This is a genomic window from Dactylosporangium sp. NPDC048998 (assembly GCF_043197855.1).
Lineage (GTDB): Bacteria > Actinomycetota > Actinomycetes > Mycobacteriales > Micromonosporaceae > Dactylosporangium.
Genome location: NZ_JBICTV010000003.1, coordinates 543,388 through 564,581, shown reverse-complemented (window position 1 = coordinate 564,581; position 21,194 = coordinate 543,388). Strand labels below are relative to the sequence as shown.

At 72.2% G+C, this 21,194-nt stretch carries 16 protein-coding genes; 9 read left to right on the top strand and 7 right to left on the bottom strand.

Features of this window, described 5'->3' with window-relative positions:
* Positions 1-304: 304 nt before the first annotated feature.
* Positions 305-3,226: a preprotein translocase subunit SecA gene (gene secA, locus ACGFI8_RS10020; RefSeq protein WP_392802525.1), complete on the bottom strand. Its 2,922-nt coding sequence runs from the start codon at positions 3,224-3,226 to the stop codon at positions 305-307.
* 182 nt (positions 3,227-3,408) lie between these two features.
* On the opposite strand from secA, the gene ACGFI8_RS10015 reads away from it, so the two are divergent.
* The 3 genes from ACGFI8_RS10015 (at position 3,409) to ACGFI8_RS10005 (ending at position 6,805) form a co-directional block, all read left to right on the top strand.
* Positions 3,409-4,557, top strand: coding sequence for a GNAT family N-acetyltransferase (locus ACGFI8_RS10015; protein ID WP_392802523.1), 1,149 nt, complete (start codon positions 3,409-3,411; stop codon positions 4,555-4,557).
* Between the two features lie 8 nt (positions 4,558-4,565).
* A complete protein-coding gene (locus ACGFI8_RS10010) occupies positions 4,566-5,633 on the top strand; it encodes a GNAT family N-acetyltransferase (RefSeq protein WP_392802520.1) in 1,068 nt (355 codons plus the stop codon).
* 68 nt (positions 5,634-5,701) lie between these two features.
* Positions 5,702-6,805 (top strand): glycerophosphodiester phosphodiesterase, encoded by a 1,104-nt coding sequence (locus ACGFI8_RS10005; protein WP_392802517.1) that lies wholly within the window; start codon positions 5,702-5,704, stop codon positions 6,803-6,805.
* A gap of 105 nt (positions 6,806-6,910) precedes the next feature.
* Here the strand turns inward: ACGFI8_RS10005 and hpf are convergent, their stop codons facing one another.
* From hpf to mtrA, 5 genes are all read right to left on the bottom strand, one after another.
* Positions 6,911-7,570: a ribosome hibernation-promoting factor, HPF/YfiA family gene (gene hpf, locus ACGFI8_RS10000; RefSeq protein ID WP_392802899.1), complete on the bottom strand. Its 660-nt coding sequence runs from the start codon at positions 7,568-7,570 to the stop codon at positions 6,911-6,913.
* Positions 7,571-8,144: 574 nt separating this feature from the next.
* Positions 8,145-9,200 (bottom strand): ComF family protein, encoded by a 1,056-nt coding sequence (locus ACGFI8_RS09995; protein WP_392802514.1) that lies wholly within the window; start codon positions 9,198-9,200, stop codon positions 8,145-8,147.
* Positions 9,201-9,228: 28 nt separating this feature from the next.
* Entirely contained in the window at positions 9,229-11,217 is a 1,989-nt protein-coding gene (locus ACGFI8_RS09990; protein ID WP_392802896.1) for an LpqB family beta-propeller domain-containing protein, read from the bottom strand.
* Entirely contained in the window at positions 11,217-12,884 is a 1,668-nt protein-coding gene (mtrB, locus tag ACGFI8_RS09985; protein ID WP_392802511.1) for an MtrAB system histidine kinase MtrB, read from the bottom strand. The genes ACGFI8_RS09990 and mtrB overlap by 1 nt, the downstream gene beginning before the upstream one ends.
* A gap of 6 nt (positions 12,885-12,890) precedes the next feature.
* Entirely contained in the window at positions 12,891-13,580 is a 690-nt protein-coding gene (mtrA, locus tag ACGFI8_RS09980; protein ID WP_392802508.1) for an MtrAB system response regulator MtrA, read from the bottom strand.
* 139 nt (positions 13,581-13,719) lie between these two features.
* On the opposite strand from mtrA, the gene ACGFI8_RS09975 reads away from it, so the two are divergent.
* From ACGFI8_RS09975 to ACGFI8_RS09955, 5 genes are read left to right on the top strand one after another with little or no spacing between them, the layout of a single operon-like run.
* Entirely contained in the window at positions 13,720-14,574 is an 855-nt protein-coding gene (locus ACGFI8_RS09975; protein WP_392802505.1) for a hypothetical protein, read from the top strand.
* Positions 14,571-15,149, top strand: coding sequence for a DUF4129 domain-containing protein (locus ACGFI8_RS09970; protein ID WP_392802502.1), 579 nt, complete (start codon positions 14,571-14,573; stop codon positions 15,147-15,149). Before ACGFI8_RS09975 ends, ACGFI8_RS09970 begins: the two co-directional genes overlap by 4 nt.
* Positions 15,146-16,753 carry a DUF4350 domain-containing protein gene (locus tag ACGFI8_RS09965; protein ID WP_392802500.1) on the top strand — a complete coding sequence of 536 codons (1,608 nt, stop codon included), beginning with the start codon at positions 15,146-15,148 and terminating at the stop codon, positions 16,751-16,753. Before ACGFI8_RS09970 ends, ACGFI8_RS09965 begins: the two co-directional genes overlap by 4 nt.
* 5 nt (positions 16,754-16,758) lie before the next feature.
* Positions 16,759-17,748 carry an AAA family ATPase gene (locus ACGFI8_RS09960; protein WP_392802894.1) on the top strand — a complete coding sequence of 330 codons (990 nt, stop codon included), beginning with the start codon at positions 16,759-16,761 and terminating at the stop codon, positions 17,746-17,748.
* A gap of 31 nt (positions 17,749-17,779) precedes the next feature.
* On the top strand, positions 17,780-19,126 hold the full coding sequence (locus ACGFI8_RS09955; protein ID WP_392802497.1) for a DUF58 domain-containing protein: 1,347 nt from the start codon (positions 17,780-17,782) through the stop codon (positions 19,124-19,126).
* Between the two features lie 34 nt (positions 19,127-19,160).
* Here ACGFI8_RS09955 and ACGFI8_RS09950 read toward each other — a convergent pair whose 3' ends face one another.
* Positions 19,161-20,156 carry a stage II sporulation protein M gene (locus tag ACGFI8_RS09950; protein ID WP_392802495.1) on the bottom strand — a complete coding sequence of 332 codons (996 nt, stop codon included), beginning with the start codon at positions 20,154-20,156 and terminating at the stop codon, positions 19,161-19,163.
* Positions 20,157-20,216: 60 nt separating this feature from the next.
* Between ACGFI8_RS09950 and ACGFI8_RS09945 the strand changes: the two genes are divergently transcribed.
* Positions 20,217-21,188, top strand: a complete 972-nt coding sequence (locus ACGFI8_RS09945) for an RDD family protein (RefSeq protein WP_392802492.1) — start codon at positions 20,217-20,219, stop codon at positions 21,186-21,188.
* Positions 21,189-21,194 lie beyond the last annotated feature (6 nt).

The following is a 21,194-nucleotide window of genomic DNA, read 5'->3' as shown; positions in this document are numbered from 1 at the left end:
CGGAGCGCCTGATGCCCGACCCGCTGCTGGGGACTGTGTAAAAATGGCTGTGATCGCAGCCATCTTTTACACGTGATCTTGCGCCATGCCGGACGGCCGGCACGGCAACGGCGACTGCCCTCTCCCGTCCCGCGGCCTATTTTCGACTCCGTGATCACGCAAGCCCGCGCGCCGCGGTTGTCTGGCGCATGGTCACGGGGGCTTGCTCATTGGCCGGTGGGAACTGGCGCGAAATGTCCAGAATCGATGCAAGCAAAAGGGCGGGCGCCTTCATCGGTGCCCGCCCCTTCGCGTTGGTCTGGCGTCAGGCGGGGCCGCCCGGGGCGCCGTGGCAGCGCTTGTACTTCTTGCCTGAGCCGCACGGGCACGGGGCGTTGCGGGACGGGCCGTTGCCGGCCACGGCCTGGCCCGGGGAGGGCTTGCGGGCGCCCGTGTTCGGGGCCGGGGGCCCCGAGCGGCGCGCGGTGCCGGAGGACGGACGCTGGCCCGCCGTCGAGCCGTTTGCGCCGTTGCTGCCGAGGCCCAGGGCCGGCGCCTGCTCCTGCTCGATCACCACGCCGGCCTCGCCGGCGGCGCCGTCGATGGCAGGGGCGGAGTACTGCAGCGCGCGGGGCATCCGGTTGCCGCCGAGGCCCTTGGCGCGGATCTCCACGTGTGGCTCGGGCAGCGGCACGGCCGGGATGCCGTCCACCTCGTCGTCGGCCTCGACCTCGGCGACGGCCTCCTCGACCTGGACCTCAAGGTTGAACAGGAAGCCGACGGCCTCCTCCTTGATGCCCTCCTGCATCTGCTGGAACATGTCGAAGCCCTCGCGCTGGTACTCGACCACCGGGTCGCGCTGCGCGTAGGCCCGCAGGGTGATGCCCTCCTGCAGGTAGTCCATCTCGTAGAGGTGCTCGCGCCACTTGCGGTCGATGACGTTGAGCAGAACCTGCCGCTCCAGCTCGCGGACGGCCTCGGCGCCGAGTTCCTCCTCGCGGCGGTCGTATGCGGCGTGGGCGTCCTCGATGAGCTGGACGCGCAGGAACTCGGGGTCGAGCTGGCCGCCGGCCTCCTCCTCGAGGTCCTCGATCGTGACGCCGACCGGGTAGAGCTGCTTGAGGTTGGTCCACAGCTGCTCGAGGTCCCAGTCCTCGGACGTCTCGCCGTGGGAGGTGGCGCCGACGACGTAGGCGCCGACCACACCGTCGATCATGTTGCGGACCTGGTCGCTGAGGTCCTCGCCGTCGAGCACGCGCTTGCGCTCGGCGTAGATGACCTTGCGCTGCTTGTTGAGGACCTCGTCGTACTTCAGAACGTTCTTGCGGATCTCCGCGTTCTGCGCCTCAATCTGGGTCTGCGCGCTCTTGATCTGGCGCGTGACCATCTTCGACTCGATCGGCACGTCCTCGGGGATGTTGAACCGGTCCATCACGGCCTCGACCGCGCTGGCCCGGAAGCGGCGCATGAGCTCGTCCTGCAGCGACAGGTAGAAGCGGGACTCGCCCGGGTCGCCCTGCCGGCCGGAGCGGCCGCGCAGCTGGTTGTCGATGCGGCGCGACTCGTGCCGCTCGGTGCCGAGGACGTAGAGGCCACCGGCGTCGGTGACCTCCTCCGACTCCTGGTCGGCTAGCTTCTCGAACTCGGGCAGGAGCTCCGCGAAGGCCTTCTCGTACTCCTCCGGGTTCTCCTCCTCGGTGATCCCGCGCTGGCGAAGCTCGGCGTTGGCCAGGTATTCGGAGTTGCCGCCGAGCAGGATGTCGGTGCCGCGGCCGGCCATGTTGGTGGCGACCGTCACGGCGCCCTTGCGCCCGGCCTGCGCGATGATCTCGGCCTCTTTGGCGTGGAACTTCGCGTTGAGCACGGCGTGCGCGACGCCGCGGCGGCGCAGCAGCTGGGAGAGCAGCTCGGACTTCTCGACGGACACGGTACCGACGAGGATCGGCTGGCCGAGGGCGTGCCGCTCGACGATGTCGTCGACGACGGCGTTGTACTTCGCCTTCTCGGTCTTGTAGATCACGTCTGGGTGGTCGAGGCGGATCATCGAGCGGTGGGTCGGGATCGAGACCACACCCACGTTGTAGACCTTGTTGAACTCGGCCGCCTCGGTCTGCGCCGTGCCGGTCATGCCGGAGAGCTTGGTGTACAGCCGGAAGAAGTTCTGCAGCGTGACCGAGGCGAGGGTCTGGTTCTCCTGCTTGATCTCCACGCCCTCTTTGGCCTCGATGGCCTGGTGCATGCCCTCGTTGTACCGCCGGCCGTGCAGGATGCGGCCGGTGAACTCGTCGACGATGAGGACCTCGCCGTCGTTGACGACGTAGTCCTTGTCGCGCTTGTAGAGCTCCTTGGCCTTGATCGCGTTGTTCAGGTATCCGACCAGCGGGGTGTTCACCGACTCGTACAGGTTGTCGATGCCGAGCTGGTCCTCGACCTTCGCGACGCCGCGCTCGGTGACCGAGATGGTGCGCTTGGACTCGTCGACGTCGTAGTCGGCCTCGCCCTCTTTGCCGCGCTTGAGGCGGTTCACCACGCGGGCGAACTCCTGATACCACCGGGCGGACTGCTCGGCCGGGCCCGCGATGATCAGCGGGGTGCGCGCCTCGTCGATGAGGATCGAGTCGACCTCGTCGACGATCGCGAAGTTGTGGCCGCGCTGCACCAGCTCGTCACGCGACCAGGCCATGTTGTCGCGCAGGTAGTCGAAGCCGAACTCGTTGTTCGTGCCGTAGGTGATGTCGCAGTCGTACGCCGCCTTGTGCGCGCTGGAGGGCTGGTTGGGCAGCACCGTTCCAACGGTGAGGCCGAGGAAGCGGTGGACGCGCCCCATCCACTCGGCGTCGCGCTGTGCGAGGTAGTCGTTGGTGGTGACGACGTGTACACCCTTGCCGGACAGCGCGTTGAGGTATGCCGGGAGTACACAGGTAAGAGTCTTGCCCTCACCGGTCTTCATCTCGGCGATGTTGCCGTAGTGCAGGGCCGCGCCGCCCATGATCTGCACGTCGTAGTGCCGCTGCCCGAGCACCCGCGAGGCGGCCTCCCGGGCCACCGCGAAGGCCTCCGGCAAGATGTCGTCCAGGGTCTGACCGTCGGCGAGCCGCTCTTTGAACTGCTCGGTCATGCCGGCGAGTTCTTCGTCGGTCAGGTCGGCATACTCGTCCTCCAGCGAGTTGACGGCGTCGGCGACGGCCTTCAACTTGCGTAGCATCCGGCCCTCGCCGGCGCGGAGGATCTTCTCGAAAATCGACACGGGTCAGCGCTCCCTCAAACGTCTGCGACCCATCGTAGGCGGCTTTCCGACCGAACCGCCGCCCCCGCCCGCCTACTCTACGGACAGCAAGGGCAAAAACCGGACATATTCCCCGGCGTACCGCGGAAATATCCGTCTCCTGACGCCTCCTGACGCGGACCTTTGCGGCAGGATCGGCGTTCATGGAGCCGATCGAACTCGCCACCGGCGACGGTCTTGTTCTGCGTGCCTGGCAGCCGGACGACGCCGAGGACGTGTTCCGCGCCTGCCAGGACCCGCTGATCCAGCGCTGGACCATGGTCCCCGTCCCCTACCTGCGCGAACACGCCGAGGATTACACGGGTGCGCTCACCCGCGCGGCGTGGGCGGCCCGGACGGCCGCGCCGCTGGGGGTCTTCGACGCCCGCACGGGTGAACTGCTCGCCTCGGCCGGGCTGGTCACTCTCGATCTGCCCAACCGTAACGCGGAGCTCGGCACCTGGGTGGCGCCCTGGGCCCGGGGCCGGCGGGTCGCCGAGCGGGCCGGGCGCGCGGTGGCGCACTGGGCCTTCGAGGTGCTCGGGCTGCGCCGGCTGGTCTGGCGGGCCGAGGTCGGCAACCACTCGTCCCGGCTGAGCGCCGAGCGCATCGGCTTCGCGTTCGACGGGGTGATCCGCGCCGGCCTGCCCTCGAAGTCGGGCGGTTTCGTCGACTGCTGGCACGGCGTCCTGCTGCCCGGCGAGGTCTGCGACACGCCGCCGGCCTGGGTCGCGCCCGGCGGCCCGGGCGCACTGCGCGCTTGGGCGTTCGGCCACCAGCCGGAGCGCCTCCCGGCTGGCCCGTGCACGCTGCGCGCCCTGCGCGAGAGCGACCTCGACGACCTCGTGGCCACGTTCCGCGACCCCGGCACGGTGGAATGGACCTCGATCCCGCCGGACTACCGGCCGGCGCAGGGCCTGGACTTCATCCGCTCCGCGTTTCCGGCCATGTGGCTGCGCGGCACCGGCGCCGGCTTCGCGTTCGCCGACGGCGACGACCGGTTCGTCGGCACCGTCGACCTGCGCATCAGCCCGACCGACCCGGTCACCGCCGAGGTCGGGTTCTCCGCGGCGCCCTGGGCGCGCGGCAAGGGGTACACCACGGAGGCGGTCCGCGCGGCGTGCGTCTACGGCTTCGAGCGCCTCGCGCTGGGCCGTATCGTATGGCGCGCCCACGTGGGCAACACGGCGTCCCGCCGAGTGGCGGAGAAAGTGGGTTTCGTGGTGGAGGGCGTGCAGCGCGAGAGCTGCGTGCAGCGCGGCAAGCGACTCGACGGCTGGATCGCCACGCTGCTGCCGGGCGACCTGCGGTGAACCCTGCCGTGAACCCTGCCGTGAACATGGCCCTGCGCCCGTGGCGCGAGGGCGACGCCGACGACCTCGTCGAGGCCTGCAACGACCCGTTGACGCAGCGGTACCTCCCGCTGCTTCCGGACCCATACACCCGCTCGGACGCACTCGCGTACATCGGGAACGGCGACACCGCACGCGCCGCGGTCGTTGACCGGGACACCGACGAGGTCCTCGGCGCGATCGGCTACACGCCGGGCCGCGACGGCGGCGCCGAGATCGGCTACTGGGTCATGCCGGCGGCCCGCGGGCGGCGGGTGGCAACGACGGCGGTGGAGCTGTTCAGCGCGCAGTTGTTCCAAAGCGATTTCCAGCGGTTGTACCTCCAGACGGCGCTGCCCAACCTCGCCAGCCAGCGGGTGGCGATCGCGGCCGGGTTCGTCCGCGAGGGCATCGCGCGCGGCGCCTCGCGAAACCGGGACGGGAGCCGGTACGACACGGTGGTGTGGGCGCGGCTGGCGGACGACCCGCCCGGCCCGAGCCCCCGGGCGCTGCCCGACCTGCCGGACGGCCGGCTCACCGACGGCGTCGTGGTCCTCCGGCCGTTGACCGAGGATGACGGCCTCGTGACGTACGACATGCGGATCCTCCCGGAGGTCAGCGGCCGCTCCGTCGTGGGCCAGCCCATCGACCCGGCGGCCGTCACGCGCCAGTGCGCCGAGTCCGGCGCGAAGTGGCTGGCCGGACAGCGGGCGGAGATGACGATCCGGCGGGCCGGCGACGACGCCTACCTCGGCGAGATCGCGCTCTACTACGCCGAGCCGCTGCTGCGGGAGGCCATGATCGGGTACAGCCTCGCGCCGGAGGCGCGCGGGCACGGCTACGCCGCCCGGGCAGCCCGGCTGGTGACCGACTGGGGCTTCGAGATCGGCATGAACCGGATGATCGCCGGCACCGCCGTCGACAACGTCGCCTCCCAGCGCGTGCTGGAGGCGGCCGGCTACTCGCGGGAGTCCGTCCAGCTGACGCGACTGCCCGGTCCGGACGGCACGCGCATCGACAACGTTGCGTTCGCCAAACTGCGCCCGGCGGCCATCTGAGCGTCACGTGACGTTGCGATGGGCCATCTTTCGTATGGCCCATGCGTCGTCGTGCAGTGATTTCCGGCATGGGTGTGGCCGCGGGTTCGGCCGTCCTGCCCGCAGCCCTCGTCAGCCCCGCCGCCGCCCACGCCACCGACAGTGACCGCCACCGCCCGGCCCGCCCGCTGGTGATCGGCCACCGTGGTGCCAGCGGCCACCGGCCCGAGCACACGCTCGGCTCGTACACCCTCGCGATCGAGCTCGGCGCCGACTTCATCGAGCCCGACCTGGTGCCGACCAAGGACGGCCAGCTCGTCGCCCGGCACGAGAACGAGATCGGTGGCACCACCGACGTCTCGACGAAGCCGCAGTTCGCGTCCCGCAAGACCACCAAGACCGTCGACGGGGTCGCGGTCACCGGCTGGTTCACCGAGGACTTCACGCTCGCCGAGCTCAAGACGCTGCGCGCCGTCGAGCGGCTGCCCGCCGTGCGGCCGCACAACACGATCTACAACGGCCTGTACGAGATCCCGACCTTCCAGGAGGTCATCGACCTCGCCCGCGAGCAGAGCCGGCGGGTCGGCCGCACGATCGGCGTGTACCCCGAGACCAAGCACCCCACGTACTTCCGCTCGATCGGCCTGGAGCTGGAGCCGCTGCTCGCGCGGGTGCTCAAGCGCAACGGCCTGGCCGGGCGCAACGCGGCGGTGTTCCTGCAGTCGTTCGAGCCGACCAGCATCAAGAAGCTGCGCGGCCTGGTCGACACGCCGTCGGTGGTGCTGCTCGACGCCGCGGGCCAGCCGTTCGACTTCAAGACCAGCGGCGACCCGCGCACCTGGGCCGACCTCGCCACCCCGGCGGGCCTGGACTACCTCAAGGCCTTCACCGACGGCGTCGGCGCCACGAAGAACCTGGTCATCGCCCGCGACGCGGCCGGCAACCTGCTGCAGCCGACGGCGCTGATCCACAACGCCCACGCCCGCGGCCTGAAGGTCCACTCGTGGACGTTCCGCAACGAGAACCAGTTCCTGCCGCTCAACCTGCGCACGGGCGACGACCCCAACGCGTGGGGCAACATCCTCGAGGAGGTCCGGACCTTCCTCGCCGCCGGCCTGGACGGCCTCTTCGCCGACTACGCGGACACAGCGGTGCTGGCCCGGGACCTGTTCCTGCAGTCCCAGGGCCGCTGAACGCGCGCGCTGCCTGCGTGACACCTCCGCGCAGGCGGCGCGGTCCCATCCGGGTTCTCGCGCGGGGTGGGCCCTGGCACCGGGCCCACCCCGTCGCGTCGGCTGTTACATTCCCAGGCTCATGACGCCGTAGTCATACGCCCTGCGGCGGTAGACCACGCTCGGTCGCCCGGACTCCTTGTCGTTGAACAGGTAGAAGTCGTGGCCGAGCAACTCCATGTGGAACAGCGCGTCGTCCACGGTCATCGGCTCGCCGGGGTGCTCTTTCTCCCGCACGATGTGCCAGGGCTGGTCGCCGCCCTCCTCGATCAGGTCGAAACCCTCACCGCGGGCGTGCCCGGCGGGCTCGGCCTGAGTGGTGTCGGACCTGGTTGCGAGTGCTGTGGCGGCATACCGCTCGGGTGGCGTGAATGCGAGTGACGCGGTCGCCGCGGCGACGGAGACCGGCGCACGCCGGCCCCGATGGACCCGTCTGCGATCGGCGGCGCGGCTGAGCCGGCTGTCGAGCTTGCTGATCGCGTTGTCCAAGGCGCTGTAGAAGTCGGCGGCGCAGGCTTCCGCCCGGATCACCGGACCACGCGAGTAGCACGTGATCTCGACACGCTGACAGTGATCGGATTGGCGCGGATTGCGCTCGTGAAACAGCTCGACGTCGACGCGGATGAGCTTGTGGTCGTATCGCTCGACCTTCTGCAGCTTGTCGGCGACATGCTGCCGGTAGTGGTCGGGCACCTCGACGTTGCGGCCCTTGACGACGATGTCCACTCCTGACCTCCCCCACGGGTTTTTCAAGACAAAAGGGTTCGGGTTTCGGTTTTGAGACTCGGCCGGCACGCGCCTCCCCAGAGGCTGAGCCCACGCGGCACGCGACCGAAACAGCGGGTGTCAGGCCCTCCCTTCGCGGCCGTCTCGCCGAGGTTGACCCGGGAGCGCCGCCGTGACGAGCATTGGTCGTCTCTCGACGTTAAACCGAGGACAGCCGCTAGTCACCCCTGGTTCAGAAGAATGATCGGTTCCCACGCCGAAACCCTCCCGAGGGATTACCCCATGCTGTGCACGAAGTTACTTTTAGTACAAATGGGGTATATCGCGTGTTCTACCGCTGACGTTGCGTAACGTCCTCACCCGCCGAGACGATTCCTCGCTGGAACCCACCGCGTCCGGTCTTCCCGGCCTCCCGGCACCGAAACCCCCACCCCCCGGAAAGGCCGTCCGAGACGCGGGAGGCCGCCCGCGGGCGGCCCGGACGGCCGAGACGCGGGAGGCCGCCACAGGCGACGCGGGCGGTTGATGGCCTCGCGCCGACCCCCCGCTCAACGTCCCCCCACGGCGCTGCCCCTCAAGCCCCACCACGGCCCCGCAAGGCCGTCCCGTCATCGCGCCCCGCTCCCCGCTCCCCACCAGGGCGCCGCAAGGCGGTCCCACGATGGCGCTGCACGGATTCGCCATGGCGGTGCGGGGCGGCCCCCACGCGGCGCGGTGAGGCAGACCCGTCACGGCGCTGCGTGGCGGCCAGCACGGCGGTCCGGTCGACCCGGATGCCCGCCTCCGCGAGCCGCCCGGCCGCGGCCGCGAGGGTGACGCCGGTGGTGACGATGTCGTCGACCAGCACAACCGTGGCGCCGGTGCGGGCGAGCCGGGTCCGAAGGTCGGCGGCGTGCTCGCGGCGGATCGCGAAGGCGCGCCGCGCCGCCAGCGCCCGCTGCGCGGCCGAGAGCTCCGCGGAGTCTTCGGCCTTCGGCAGCGCGCGCAGGGGACGGGCGATCGACGCGCCGGGCAGGGACCGGGCCGCCGCCCTCGCCAGCCGCAGCATGTGATCCCCGTGCCGCCGCCGTGCCGCCGCCGCGGTCGCCGGCACTGGCACCAGCACCACCGGGCTCGCCGCCAGGTCGACGACCGGGCCGGCCACGGGGTCGGCCACCGGTCGAATCGCCGGGCCAACCATCCGGCCACGCGCCGGGCCGACCATCGGGCCAAGCATCGGGCCGCGAGCCGGCCCAAACATCGTGCCGCGAGCCCGGCCAACGGTCCGGCCACGCGCCGGGCCAAGCAGCGGGCCGCGAGCCGGGCCGAACCCCGAGCCCGGGGCCGAGCCGGGCAGCGACCGGAGCACCACCCGGGCCAGCAGGCCGCCGAGCGCCGAGGTCAGCTCGTGCCGGTTCTCCTCCTTGTACTGCACGACCGCCCGCCGCAGCGACCCCGCGTACGCCGCCAGCGCAAACGTCGGCGGCAGCCCGGCCGGCTCCGGGTCGGGCCGGGTCCGCTGCGGGATCGCCGCCTCGAGGGCGTCCCGGCACGGACCGCAGAGCGCCCGCGCGGACGGCTCGTCGCAGCCCGCGCACGTCGCGGGCAGCACGAGGTCGATCAGGCCGTCGACGAGCTCGACGAACGACACAGGCGGCTCCAGCGAGTGGGTCGAGGCGTCAGTAGTCCGGATAGAACGGGGCGGTCGGATTGGCCGGCTCGCCCGATGGCGACGCGGTCGGCGTCGAATCGCCGAGATTCAGCGGCCCGATGGAGTCCCGGTACACCTCGCGCGCCACCCCGTTGGACTCGACCATGGCCGTCGGCCACGCGAACGACAGCGAGTCCCGCGGGTTGTTGGTCCGCACGACGACCTTGTTCACGTCCTGCTGCGAGGCCGGCCTGAAAGCGCCGGCCGGCAGCACGTCCTCCTCCGCGCCGTCGACCGTGATCGCGACCAGCGAGTAGGGCAGCACACCGTTGAGCGGCGCCGGGCTCGGGCCGCCGCCGACGATGAGCGTCGTCTCGGTGAGCCAGCCGACGCCCTGGTTGTCGCGGAGCGAGGTGTAGATCTGCTGGGGCGAACGGATGTTCAACTTGCCGTTGTTCGCGAACTCCAGTGCCGCCACGATGAGCGCACCGTCCGCGATGAGCGCGATGCGGTGCCCCTCGGGTGCGACCGCGAAGGCGGAAATCGGCCCGATCTGCAGGCTCGGCTCCAACCGGTCGAACTTGCGCGCGCTGGCATCGGTGCTGACCCACAGCCGCGTGCCGTCGGAGATCAGCAGGCGCTGCTCCGGATAGTTCATCCAGGCGGGCCGGCTCAGCCGCGTGTCGTGCACTTCGGTCTGCTCGTACTTCGGCGCGCCGTCCTCGTCAGAGCTGACGTACAGCCGCTGCTCCTTGCCGATCTGGCGCACGAGGGCGGCCTTCGAACCCTGGCGGTTGATCGCCGCGGAGACGACCTGGGTGTTGAGGCCACCGGGGGCGAACAGCCCCGACCCGCCCGAGCTGACGGCCCGGACGGTGCCGCCCGAGACGTAGTACTTGTCCGGTGCGGATGTGGGCAGCCCGGCGGCGACGTTGTCGTCCAGCCAGCCGTCCGACGAGATGTCGTAGGTCTGATTCTCGATGGTCAGCCGCACCGCCGGGTGGTCTGATCCGGTCGAGAGCGACCAACGGATCTGCCGTGCCAGCCAGGTGAGATCTCCGAGGTTCTTGGTCGCCTGGCCGTTGAGGTTGACCTTCACGGTGCCCTTCTCGATCACCGGAGTGTCCTTGAACTGGAACGTCTCCGGCACGAAGGCCGCAACGCTCTGCAACCACTGGCTGGGACCGTGGCTGAGCCAGTTCAGCACCTGGGCGGCCCGCCTTGTCTTCAACAGCGTCCGCGGCATGTACCGCAGATCCGGCACCAGCTTCCCGTGGCCCGTCCCTAGCTCCCAGAAGTAGATGGGCTGCCAGTCGTACCAGTCCTTCAGGCCGGTCACGGTGAGGTACAGCTGTTCGGGCTTGGGCACCGCACTGAGCCGCAGTTGGCCGCCGGCGACGGTCGTCGCCCTGTACGTCAGCGCAATCGGGTCGGGCGTCTGCGTGTTGATCTGGAACTCGCCGCTGTCGGTGAGCTTGCCGATCGGCTGTAGCGTGACCTTGATCTCGAACTGCCCGTTGCCGAGCGACGTCTCGTCGATCTTCGTCGGATCCTTGACGATCGTGAGCCCCGGCTCAGGGTTCCACTGGGGGCCCAGGTCGTCCGTCATGAACTGCCGCAGCCGGTCCCGCGTCTCCTTCTGATCACCGTCGGTGTTCAAGTTGCCGCCGACCGATGACTGCAGGAACTGCGAGAGCAGCCCGGAAGCGGTGGTCACCTCGGTCGGGACCGGTGGCGCCTTGGCCTCGTCCTGAGCCGTGGCGGCGCTCATCGGTGGCCCGGCGTACCTGGGGTCGGTGCGCGAGGGCAGCCCGCATCCGGTGAGCCCGAGCGCCAGCCCGAGCACCGCGGCGAGCGCCGTCCGGCCCGCCGCCCCGCGCCGACGCGCGCCCGCGGGCCACGGCGCCGGGCCGGCCAGGCCGGACAGCGTCGACGCCCGCGGCTGGGCCGTTCCGGCCGACGATCGGGCCGACGACCGGAGCGGCCACCGGGCCGGGGATAGGCGATCCGGGCGCATCACGGGGCCTCGCCGATCAGGGCGGTCTCGTCGGCGCGGGCGTCGTCGGGCACCAGCCGCAGGGGCGAGGAGACAAGCCGGTCGCCGCCTCGGGTCGGCAGCGTCAGGCGGAACTGTGCGCCCTTGCCGGGCGCGCCCCACGCCTCCAGCCAGCCGCCGTGCAGACGGGCGTCCTCCAGGCTGATCGACAGACCGAGGCCGGTGCCGCCGGTCTGCCGGGCGCGTGACGGGTCGGCACGCCAGAACCGGTTGAACACCAGCTTCTCCTCTCCCGGCTTGAGGCCGACGCCGTGGTCGCGGACCGTGACGGCGACGGCCGAGGCGTCGGCGGCCAGCGTGACAATCACCGGCCGGCGCTCGCCGTGCTCGACGGCGTTGCCGACCAAGTTACGCAGGACCCGCTCCACGCGGCGGGGATCGACCTCGGCGATGATCTCGGCGTCGGGCACGACGACCGTCAGCTCGGCCTTGCAGCGCTCGGCGAGCGCGGCGAGCTGGTCGGTCACCCGGCGCACCACCGCCACCAGGTCGGTGGGCTCGGCGTCGAGCGCGGCGAACCCGGCGTCGAACCGGCTGATCTCCAGCAGGTCGGTCAGCAGGCCCTCGAACCGGTCGAGCTCGGCCTGCAGCAGCTCGGCGCTGCGCGCGGCGGCGGGGTCGAACTCGTCGCGGGAGGCGAACAGCAGGTCGGCGGCCATCCGCACGGTCGTCAGCGGGGTGCGCAGCTCGTGCGAGACGTCGGAGGTGAACCGCCGCTGCAGGCGCGACATCTCCTCCAGCCGCACGATCTGGCGCTGCAGGTTGGCGGCCATCTGGTTGAACGCCCCGGCGAGCCGCGCCAGGTCGTCCTCTCCGCGGACCACCATGCGCTGGTCGAGCAGGCCGGCCGAGAGCCGCTGCGCGGTGCGCGCCGCCACCCGCACCGGTGTCACCACCAGGCGGGTCATCATGGCCGCGATCAGGGCGAGCAGCGCGACGAGCGCGATGCCGGTGCCGGTGACGACCGCGCCGGTGAACCGGACGAGCTCGTCCTCATTGTTGAGGGGGATGACGTAGTACAGCTCGATCGGCTCGGCGCCGACCGCGACCGGGGTGCCCATCACGAGGTACTTCTGCAAACCGTCGCCGATGTCCAGCGTCGCGATCTGCTGGTAGGTGCCGGCCTTGGCCCCGACCACCGAGGAGCGCATGCCGCTTACCTGGGGGTCGTTCATCACCTGCGCGCTCTTCTGCGGCGGCCAGACGGCGCTCAGGCCGCCGTTGCGCCGCAGCATGATGACCTGGGCCTGCTGGTTCTTCGTCGACCCATACAGCTGGGTGACCACGTTGTCCACCGCGAGCGGCAGGCTGGGGTCGTCGGCCTGCGTGAAGCCCGACAGCTCGCGCGTGGCGTATTCGGCGCCGTTGTCGACCATGGACTTGGACTGATCGATCTTGTTCTGCAGGACACTGTTGCTGATCAGCGACGCCACCGTGTAGCTGAAGGCCAGCACGAGGGCGGCGGACAGCGACAGCGTGATGCCGACGACCCGGAACTGCAGCGAGCGGCGCCACTGCCGGCGGACGACCGCCCAGAGCCGGCGCACCCGCCGGCTCACGGCCTGCGGAACGAGCCGCCGGGGCCGGAGCTGGCGGGCCCGCAGAATGATCGGGTCGATGCGCACCATCAAGGCTTATCCGGTCCCGGCCTTGTAGCCGACGCCGCGGACCGTGAGGATGATCTCGGGCTTCTCGGGATCGGGCTCGATCTTGGCACGTAAGCGCTGCACGTGGACGTTGACCAGCCGGGTGTCGGCCGCATGGCGGTAGCCCCAGACCTGCTCGAGCAGCACCTCGCGGGTGAACACCTGGCGCGGCTTGCGGGCCAGGGCGACCAGCAGGTCGAACTCCAGCGGGGTCAGCTTCACCTCGTCGCCGTCGCGCATGACGGTGTGCGCCGGCACGTCGATGGTGATCTGGTTGCCCGGTGGCCCTATGGTCAGCAGCTCCGGTGCGACGTCCTCGCCGCGGCGCAGGCGGGCCCGCATCCGGGCGACCAGTTCCTTGGGCTTGAACGGCTTCATCACGTAGTCGTCGGCACCCGACTCCAGGCCCAGCACCACGTCGACCGTGTCGCTCTTGGCGGTGAGCATCACGATCGGCACGCCCGACTCGGCCCGGATGGACCGGCACACGTCGATCCCGCTCATGCCAGGCAGCATCAGGTCGAGCAGGACGATGTCGGGGCGGGTGTCCCGGAAAGCGCCGAGAGCGCGCTCACCGTCCGCGACGAAGGAGGGCAGGAAGCCCTCGCTGCGCAGGACGATGCCGAGCATCTCGGCGAGGGCGGGGTCGTCGTCGACCACCAGGACACGGGCTCTCATGCGGTCCAATATTTCACCTCGGCGCCCACACGTGGGAACCCGACCACCGATCTTGAAATTTTCGCGTCCGATCGTGTCGATCACACAACTCTGCGTGACCAGGGCTTCCGGAGTCGCTGTCGCCTACTACGGTGTCCGCGTGGAGGAGACCCGAGCCGTGATACCGATGCGCCCACTCACCTTCGGTGAGCTGCTGGACGCCGCGGTGTCGCTGCTGCGCGCCCAGGCGCCGCTGCTGCTCGGCGCGGCGCTGGTCCTGGCCGCCTGCGAGCAGGCCCTGCTCTTCCCGCTGCGCTCCTGGAGCCACATGAAGCTGCCGTACTTCTGGCTCAACTGGCCCCACATCGGCGAGTCCTGGCTGGTCTTCTGCATCGGGGTGACCGCCGAGGGCACGATCCTCGCGCTGCTGGGCGGCCTCGCCGGCGCCGCGGCCGGGCCCGGGCTGCTCGGCCGGCCCGCCCGCGCCCGGGCCCTGCTCGGCCAGGTGCTGCGCCGCGGCCCGGCGCTGCTCGTCCTCGCAGCGGTGACCGCCGCACTGCTGCTCATCACCTCGCTGCTCGTGATGCTCCCCTGGCTGCTGGTGTTCGGCCTGCTCGGGCTCGCCGCGCCCGCGCTCGTCGTGGACCGGATCGGGCCTCTGCGGGCGGTGGGCCGCTCGTTCAAGCTCGCGGGGCGGGGGCTGCGCGGCGCCGCCATCCGGCTGGGCGGATACGTCAGCTGGGTGGCCATCCGCACCGCGCTCGGCCTCGGCGGCGCGGCGGTGCTGGAGATCTGGCTGCGCAACGGCGAGACTGGCTTCACGTTCGCCATGATCGCGATCTGGGCGTTGATCGACGCCGTCGCCTACGCCACGCTCGCCTGCATCGACGCGGTCCTCTACCTGGAGGTCCGGATGCGCGTCGAGGGCCTCGACGTGGCGATCGGCCGCCTGCGCCGCCTCGGCCGCCCGATCGACCTGGCCCGATCCGTCATCCTCGGGGCGGCGGTGCGATGACCAGGGCGTGGGCGCAGTTCCTGCAGGCCGTCGACGATCTCATCGGCGTGCCGCTGGCCGGCATCATCCTGGTCGCGGCCGCGGCGGTCTTCGGCCTGCTCTACTACTTCTATCCGCGCTGGGTGCCCAGGCGCTTCCCCCGGCTGCGGTTCGGCCGGCAGCGCGGCGAAAAGGAGCAGAACGAGCAGCTCGACGTCGACCTCGGGCCGGACGAGGAGCAGGAGCCCGAGGGGCCGGCCGACGACGAGGAGGTGCCGGAGCTGCCCGCGCATGTGTTCGCGTCGCTGGCCGACCGCCTGGCCGCCGAGGGCCGCTACGCCGAGGCCGTGCGCGAGCGGCTACGGGCGATGGTGCGCGGCCTCGTCGAGCGCCGCGTCCTGGAGCACCGGCCGGGCATGACCGTCACCGAGCTGGCGCGGGCGGCGGGCGCCGCCGAGCCGGCCGTCGAGGCGCCGATGCGCGCCGCGGCGGGCATCTTCTCCGATATCTGGTACGCCGAACGCCCCGCCACCGCCGAGCACGACCATCGCATGCGGCAGCTTGCCGGTGAGCTCGGGCAGGTGGTGGCCCGATGACGACCACGACGCCGACGCGCACCGCCGGTGACGGACCGGGCAGCAGCTCGGACAGCTCGGACAACCCGGGCGTGTCCCGCCCGAAAGCCCCGCGTCGACCGCGCGGCCGGCGCTGGCTGCGGCTCGTCGTCCCGCCGGTGGCCGCGATCCTCGTCCTGCTGGTCGGCGCCGTGCTCTACCGGCTCGAGCAGCCCGGCCGCACCGACGCCGACTACCTGTCGCCGGAAAGCCACGCGGCGATCGGCGCCGCCGACCTCGCCGGCCGGGTGCGCGCGGCGGGCGTCACGATCATTCCGGAGCACCACAGTTCCGACGCGCTGGTCGCGGCGTACAGCGGCGACGCCACGTTGCTGATCACCACTCCGGAGCTGATGCACAGGTACTACCTGCGCATGCTCAAGCTCCTGCCGGCCTCCACGCGCGTGGTCGTCGTCGAGCCCGGCACCTCGACGATCGCCGACGGGCAGCTGCCGTTCGGCGCCGCCCGGCGCAACTACTCCGCGAAGGTCGCCGCGCCCGGCTGCGACTACGCGCCCGCCGCCCGGGCCGGGCAGGCGGCCGTGGTGCGCACGCGGTACGGGCCGGTCCTGTCCGGCCTCGGCGAGGAGATCTCGCGCTGCTACGACGACTCGCTGGTGGTGTACCGGCGGGAGGCCGTGACCGTCACCGTCGTCGGCTCCGCGGACCCGTTCCGCAACGACCGGATCGGCGAGCACGGCAACGCCGAGCTCGCCACCGCGCTGCTCACCGGCGCACCGCGGCTGATCTGGCTCGACCTGCACCGGCGCGAGCCCCCGCCGCTGGTGACCGACGACCCCGGCCTCAAGGGCGCGCCGGCCGCGCCGCCCTCGCTGCGCCCCATCCAGCCCGGCGAGCCGGAGAACACGGACTTCCCGGTGGAGGGCAAGAGCCCGCCGCCGCGCCCGGTGCCGCCCGCCGCCGGCGGCGACCCGGGAAATGCGCAGCCTCCGCAGGACCCGCCCAACCCGCTCTGGGTCGCGTTCCCGAAGTGGGTGTATCCCACCGTCGCCCTGCTCGTGCTCGGCGTGGCCATGCTCGCGGTGGCGAGGGCCCGGCGGCTCGGCGGCCCCGTGGTCGAGCCGCTGCCGGTCGTGGTGCGCTCGAGCGAGACCGCGTCGGGTCGCGGCCGGCTGTATCAGCGCGCCCGGGCCCGCCCGGAGGCGCTGCAGGTGCTGCGCGACGCCGCGCTGGCCCGGCTGGCCCGCCGGCTGCGGCTCGACCCCGACGTGGAGCACACGGCACTGATCGAGGCGGTCGCGGCGAGCAGCGGCTGGCCGCCCGCGACGGTCGGGCACGTCCTGTTCGGGCCGGCACCCACGAACGACGCCGAGCTGGTCGCCGCGGCCGCCCACCTGGAGCAGCTGGTCGACGCCGCCACGACGCAACCATCCGCGCCGGACGCCACATCCCAAACCAGCGCCGCCACCACCCAACCACCCGCGCCGGACGCCACGTCCGAAGCCGGCGCCACCACCACGCGACCGCCCGCGCCGGACGCCGCGTCCGAAGCCGGCGCCACCACCACGCAGCCACCCGCGCCGGACGCCGTATCCGAAGCCGCATCCGAAGGAGAGCCACGGTGACCGACATCGCCGCCCCGCTGATCGAAGGCTCGCCGGAGGCCGCCACGCTGCAGGCCCGGGCCGCGCTCGGCCGCCTGCGTGCCGAGGTGGCCAAGGTCGTCGTCGGGCAGGACGCCGTCGTGACCGGTATGGTCATCGCCCTGCTGGCGCGTGGCCACGTGCTGCTGGAGGGGGTGCCCGGCGTGGCCAAGACGCTGCTCATCCGCACCATCGCGGCGGCTCTCGATCTTGATGCCAAGCGCGTCCAGTTCACCCCGGATCTGATGCCCGGCGACGTCACCGGGTCGCTGATCTTCGACGCCCGCAGCGCCGAGTTCCAGTTCCGGGAGGGGCCGGTCTTCACCAACCTGCTGCTCGCGGACGAGATCAACCGCACGCCGCCGAAGACCCAGGCCTCGCTGCTGGAGGTCATGGAGGAGCGGCAGGTGTCGGTCGAGGGCAAGGCGCGGCCGCTGCCCGACCCGTTCCTGGTCGCCGCGACTCAGAACCCGATCGAGTACGAGGGCACGTATCCGCTGCCCGAGGCGCAGCTGGACCGGTTCCTGCTCAAGCTCACGGTGCCGCTGCCGACCCGGGACGAGGAGCTGGGCGTGCTGCGGGCGCACCACCAGGGCTTCGATCCGCGCAGGCTGCGTGAGGCCGGGGTCCAGCCGGTCGCGACCGCCGCCGACCTGGCCGCCGGGCGCGCCGCGGTGCAGCAGGTCGCGGTGGCCGAGGGCGTGCTGGCGTACATCGTCGATCTGTGCCGCGCGACCCGCGTGTCGCCGTCGCTGGAGCTGGGGGCGTCGCCGCGCGGCGCCACCGCGCTGCTGGCCGCCGCGAAGGCCTGGGCGTGGCTCACCGGCCGCGAGTACGTCACCCCGGACGACGTCAAGGCCCTGGCCCGCCCGACGCTGCGCCACCGGGTGCGGCTGCGGGCCGAGGCGGAGCTGGAGGGCGTGACCACCGACGCCGTGCTCGACTCGGTGCTGGCCACCGTCCCGACCCCCCGATGAGCGCACACCGCGCGGCGGCGAAGGGCGACGCATGATCACATGGCGGGCGGCGGCGCTGCTGGGGGCCGGGACCGTGCTCCTGGCGCTCGTCGGCGCCGTCGCGGGCCCGGCCATCCCGGCCGTGGGGCTGTGGATCGCGGCCGGCGCGATCGTGCTCGTGGTGGCCGCCGCATGCGTCGTGGATCTCCTCGGCGCCGCGTCGCCGAAGCTGCTGCGCATGAGCCGAAGCGGCGACCAGTCGCTGTGGCTCGGCGAGACCGGGCAGGTCACGCTGCTGCTGCAGAACCGGTCCAACCGGGTGCTGGCCGGGCGCGTTCGCGACGCCTGGGTGCCGTCCGCGGGCGCCGCCCCGACGATGCAGGACGTGCGGATCGAGCCCGGCCGCGCGGTCGCCGTCACCACCGCGCTCACCCCGACGCGGCGCGGCGACCGGCCGGCCGTGCGGGTGCTGGTGCGCAGCTACGGGCCGCTCCGGCTGACGTACCGGCAGACGAGCCGGGCGACCGCCGACCGGCTCACCCCGGCGTGGCGGCTGCGGGTGTACCCCCGGTTCAACTCCCGCCGCCTCCTGCCCGAGAAGCTCTCCCGCCTGCGCGTGCTGGACGGCTCGGTCGTGACCCGCGGCCGCGGCCAGGGCACCGAGTTCGACACGCTGCGCGAATACGTGCTCGGCGACGACGTGCGGTCGATCGACTGGCGCGGCAGCGCCCGCCGCTCCGACGTCGTGGTGCGCACCTGGCGCCCCGAGCGCGACCGGCGGCTCGTCTGCGTCCTGGACACGGGGCGTACCTCGGCCGCCCGCATCGGCGACGAGCCCCGCCTCGACGCGGCCATGGACGCCGCGCTGCTGCTCGCCTCGGTGGCGGCGCGCGCCGACGACCGGGTCGACCTGCTCGCCGTCGACACCGCCGTGCGCGCCTCGGTCACCAACGTCGAGCAGCACACCCTGCTGTTCCGGCTGGTCACCGCGATGGCGCCGTTGGAGCCGGCCCTGGTCGAGACCGACTTCGGGCTGGTCGTGGGCGAGGTCCTGCGCCGCGAGCGCAAGCGGGCGCTCGTCGTGCTCTTCACCGCTCTGGAGCCCGGCGCGCTCGGCGAGGGGCTGCTGCCCGTCCTCCCGCAGCTCGCGGCCCGGCACAAGGTGATCGTCGCCGCGGTGCACGACCCGGAGCTGGCGCGAATGGCGCGCGTGCGGCCCGACGCGGCCCCCGCCGAGGTGTACGCCGCCGCAGCCGCCCAGCGCGCGCTCGCCGAGCGCGACCGGGTCGCCGCCGCGCTGCGCCACCACGGCGTGGAGGTCGTCGACGCGGCGGCGGACGAGTTCGCATCCCGCCTGACCGACCACTACCTCGCGCTAAAGCACGCCGGGCGGCTCTGAGCGCGGCGGCGCCGGGCCCGCGATCAACGAGGGGTCAGACGGCTGGCAGCGCCGCCTCGGGCACCTCGCCCTCGATCGCCGTCGACCCGACCTCGCGCTCGGCCTTGCGGCCCAGGACGAAGACGTACACCAGAAACGCCACCCACACCACGAACCCGATGAAGTCCTTGACGATGTTCGGCAGCGGCGCCGGCGTCACGAAGCCCTCCAGCAGGCCGCTGACGAGCAGCACCGCGACCAGCCCCAGCGCCACCAGGATGCCCTCGATCGCGGTCTCGGCCAGCGCCCGCCCGCGCGTGCGCAGCGGCCCGGGTGCGACCCACGCCCAGCCGATGCGCAGCCCCACCCCGGCGCCGATGAAGACGGCGGTGAGCTCGAGCAGGCCGTGCGGCACGATCAGGCCGAAGAACACGTCGCCGTGGCCGTAGGCGATCATGATGCCGCCGATCAGGCCGACGTTCAGGGCGTTCTGGAACAGCAGGTAGACCACCGGGAGGAAGGCCACGCCGGAGGCCAGGGCCATGCCGGTGAGCAGGGCGTTGTGGGTCCAGACGCGCAGGAACGAGTTTTGCGGCAGGTACTCGCTGTAGTAGCCCTCGAAGCTGCTGTTGACGAGGTCGTCGATGTCGGCGTCGCTGAGGAAATATCCGGCCACCTCGGGGTTGGCGGCGACGTATGCCATCAGAGCGAACGTGAGCACCGAGAACGCCGTCGCCACCCCGCACCACCACGGCCAGGCGCGATACACGGCCAGCGGGAAGGTCCGGGTGAAGAACCGGCCCACCCCGGCGAGGGAGAACGAGGGCGCGCCGGTGAGCGCGTTGCGGGCGGCCAGGACCAGGCGGGACAGCCGCGCGATCAGGATCGGGTCGGGCGAGCGGCTGCGGATGAGCGACAGATGGGTGGCCGCGCGCTGGTACAGCGCCACGAGCTCGTCGGCCTCGGCCGCGTTGAGCCGCCGACGCCGGGAGAGCTCGTCCAGCCGCCGCCACTCGGCGCCGTGCTCGGCGACGTACGCGTCCAGATCCACCCCGGCAGCGTAAACGGGCGGGGCACGCGAGGGGTGCCCCGCTGTAGGACACTGCTTGCCATGAAGGACACCTCGGCCCCGGCGGCCCCCGGCGAGCGCCTGGTCAGCGGCGAGGCCGTCGAGCTCGAGGTGCGCGTGGCCCGGGCCGGGTCGCGGGTCCTCGCACTGCTGCTCGACATCATCCTGCAGCTGGTGCTGCTCACCGCGCTGCTCATGGCGACCGCCCTGGTGATCTACCTGACGGTCAAGGTCAGCCTTTTCGACGGCGGCCTCGGCCAGGCGCTGATGGTGATCGACCTGACGCTCGTGCTGGTCGGCTACCCGGTGTTCTGGGAGACTCTGCTGCGCGGGCGCACCCCCGGCAAGCTCGCGATGGGCCTGCGCGTGGTGCGCGACGACGGCGGCCCGATCCGGTTCCGCCACGCGCTGGCGCGCTCGCTGGTCGGCCTCGCGATCGAGTGGCCCGGCCTGCTGTTCCCGGTGGCGTCCTGGCTGGCCGGCCTCGGCGTGCTCATGCTCAACCCGAGCGGCAAGCGCATCGGCGACCTGGTCGCCGGCACGATCGTGATCCACGAGCGCACGCCGGCGAGCTGGGGTTGGGTGCCGGCGATGCCGCCGCCGCTGGCGCAGTGGGCGGCGCTGCTCGACCTGACCGGGCTGGACGACAGCCTGGCGCTGGCGGTGCGGCACTTCCTGGCGCGCAACCGCGAGATCGGCGAGCCGGCCCGCACCGCGCTGGGGCAGGCGCTGGCCAGCGAGGTGGCGAGCTGTACCACGCCGCCGCCCCCGCCGGGCGTCCCGGGCTGGGCCTACCTCGCCGCCGTCCTGGCCGAGCGGCACCGCCGGGCGAGCCACCGGCTGGCCCGGGCCCGCGCCGCCTCCGCCAGCGTCTGGCCCGGCCTGGCCGCAGCGATGGCGCCGCGCCGGCCCGTCCCGACGATCGTGGCCGGCCCACCGGCGCCGGCCGTTCCGTGGACGCTGCCGGCCGCCCAGCCACCGCCGGCCGTCCGGCCGCCGGCCCCGCTGCGGTAGCCGGGG

What these genes read in the sequence shown, in the direction of transcription:
- ACGFI8_RS09955 (WP_392802497.1), top strand. Translation starts at nt 17,780, where the DNA reads ATGATCACATGGCGGGCGGCGGCGCTGCTGGGGGCCGGGACCGTGCTC.
- ACGFI8_RS10015 (WP_392802523.1), top strand. Translation starts at nt 3,409, where the DNA reads ATGGAGCCGATCGAACTCGCCACCGGCGACGGTCTTGTTCTGCGTGCC.
- ACGFI8_RS09970 (WP_392802502.1), top strand. Translation starts at nt 14,571, where the DNA reads ATGACCAGGGCGTGGGCGCAGTTCCTGCAGGCCGTCGACGATCTCATC.
- ACGFI8_RS10005 (WP_392802517.1), top strand. Translation starts at nt 5,702, where the DNA reads ATGGGTGTGGCCGCGGGTTCGGCCGTCCTGCCCGCAGCCCTCGTCAGC.
- mtrA (WP_392802508.1), bottom strand. Translation starts at nt 13,580, where the DNA reads ATGAGAGCCCGTGTCCTGGTGGTCGACGACGACCCCGCCCTCGCCGAG.
- mtrB (WP_392802511.1), bottom strand. Translation starts at nt 12,884, where the DNA reads ATGGTGCGCATCGACCCGATCATTCTGCGGGCCCGCCAGCTCCGGCCC.
- ACGFI8_RS09990 (WP_392802896.1), bottom strand. Translation starts at nt 11,217, where the DNA reads ATGCGCCCGGATCGCCTATCCCCGGCCCGGTGGCCGCTCCGGTCGTCG.
- ACGFI8_RS09945 (WP_392802492.1), top strand. Translation starts at nt 20,217, where the DNA reads ATGAAGGACACCTCGGCCCCGGCGGCCCCCGGCGAGCGCCTGGTCAGC.
- ACGFI8_RS09965 (WP_392802500.1), top strand. Translation starts at nt 15,146, where the DNA reads ATGACGACCACGACGCCGACGCGCACCGCCGGTGACGGACCGGGCAGC.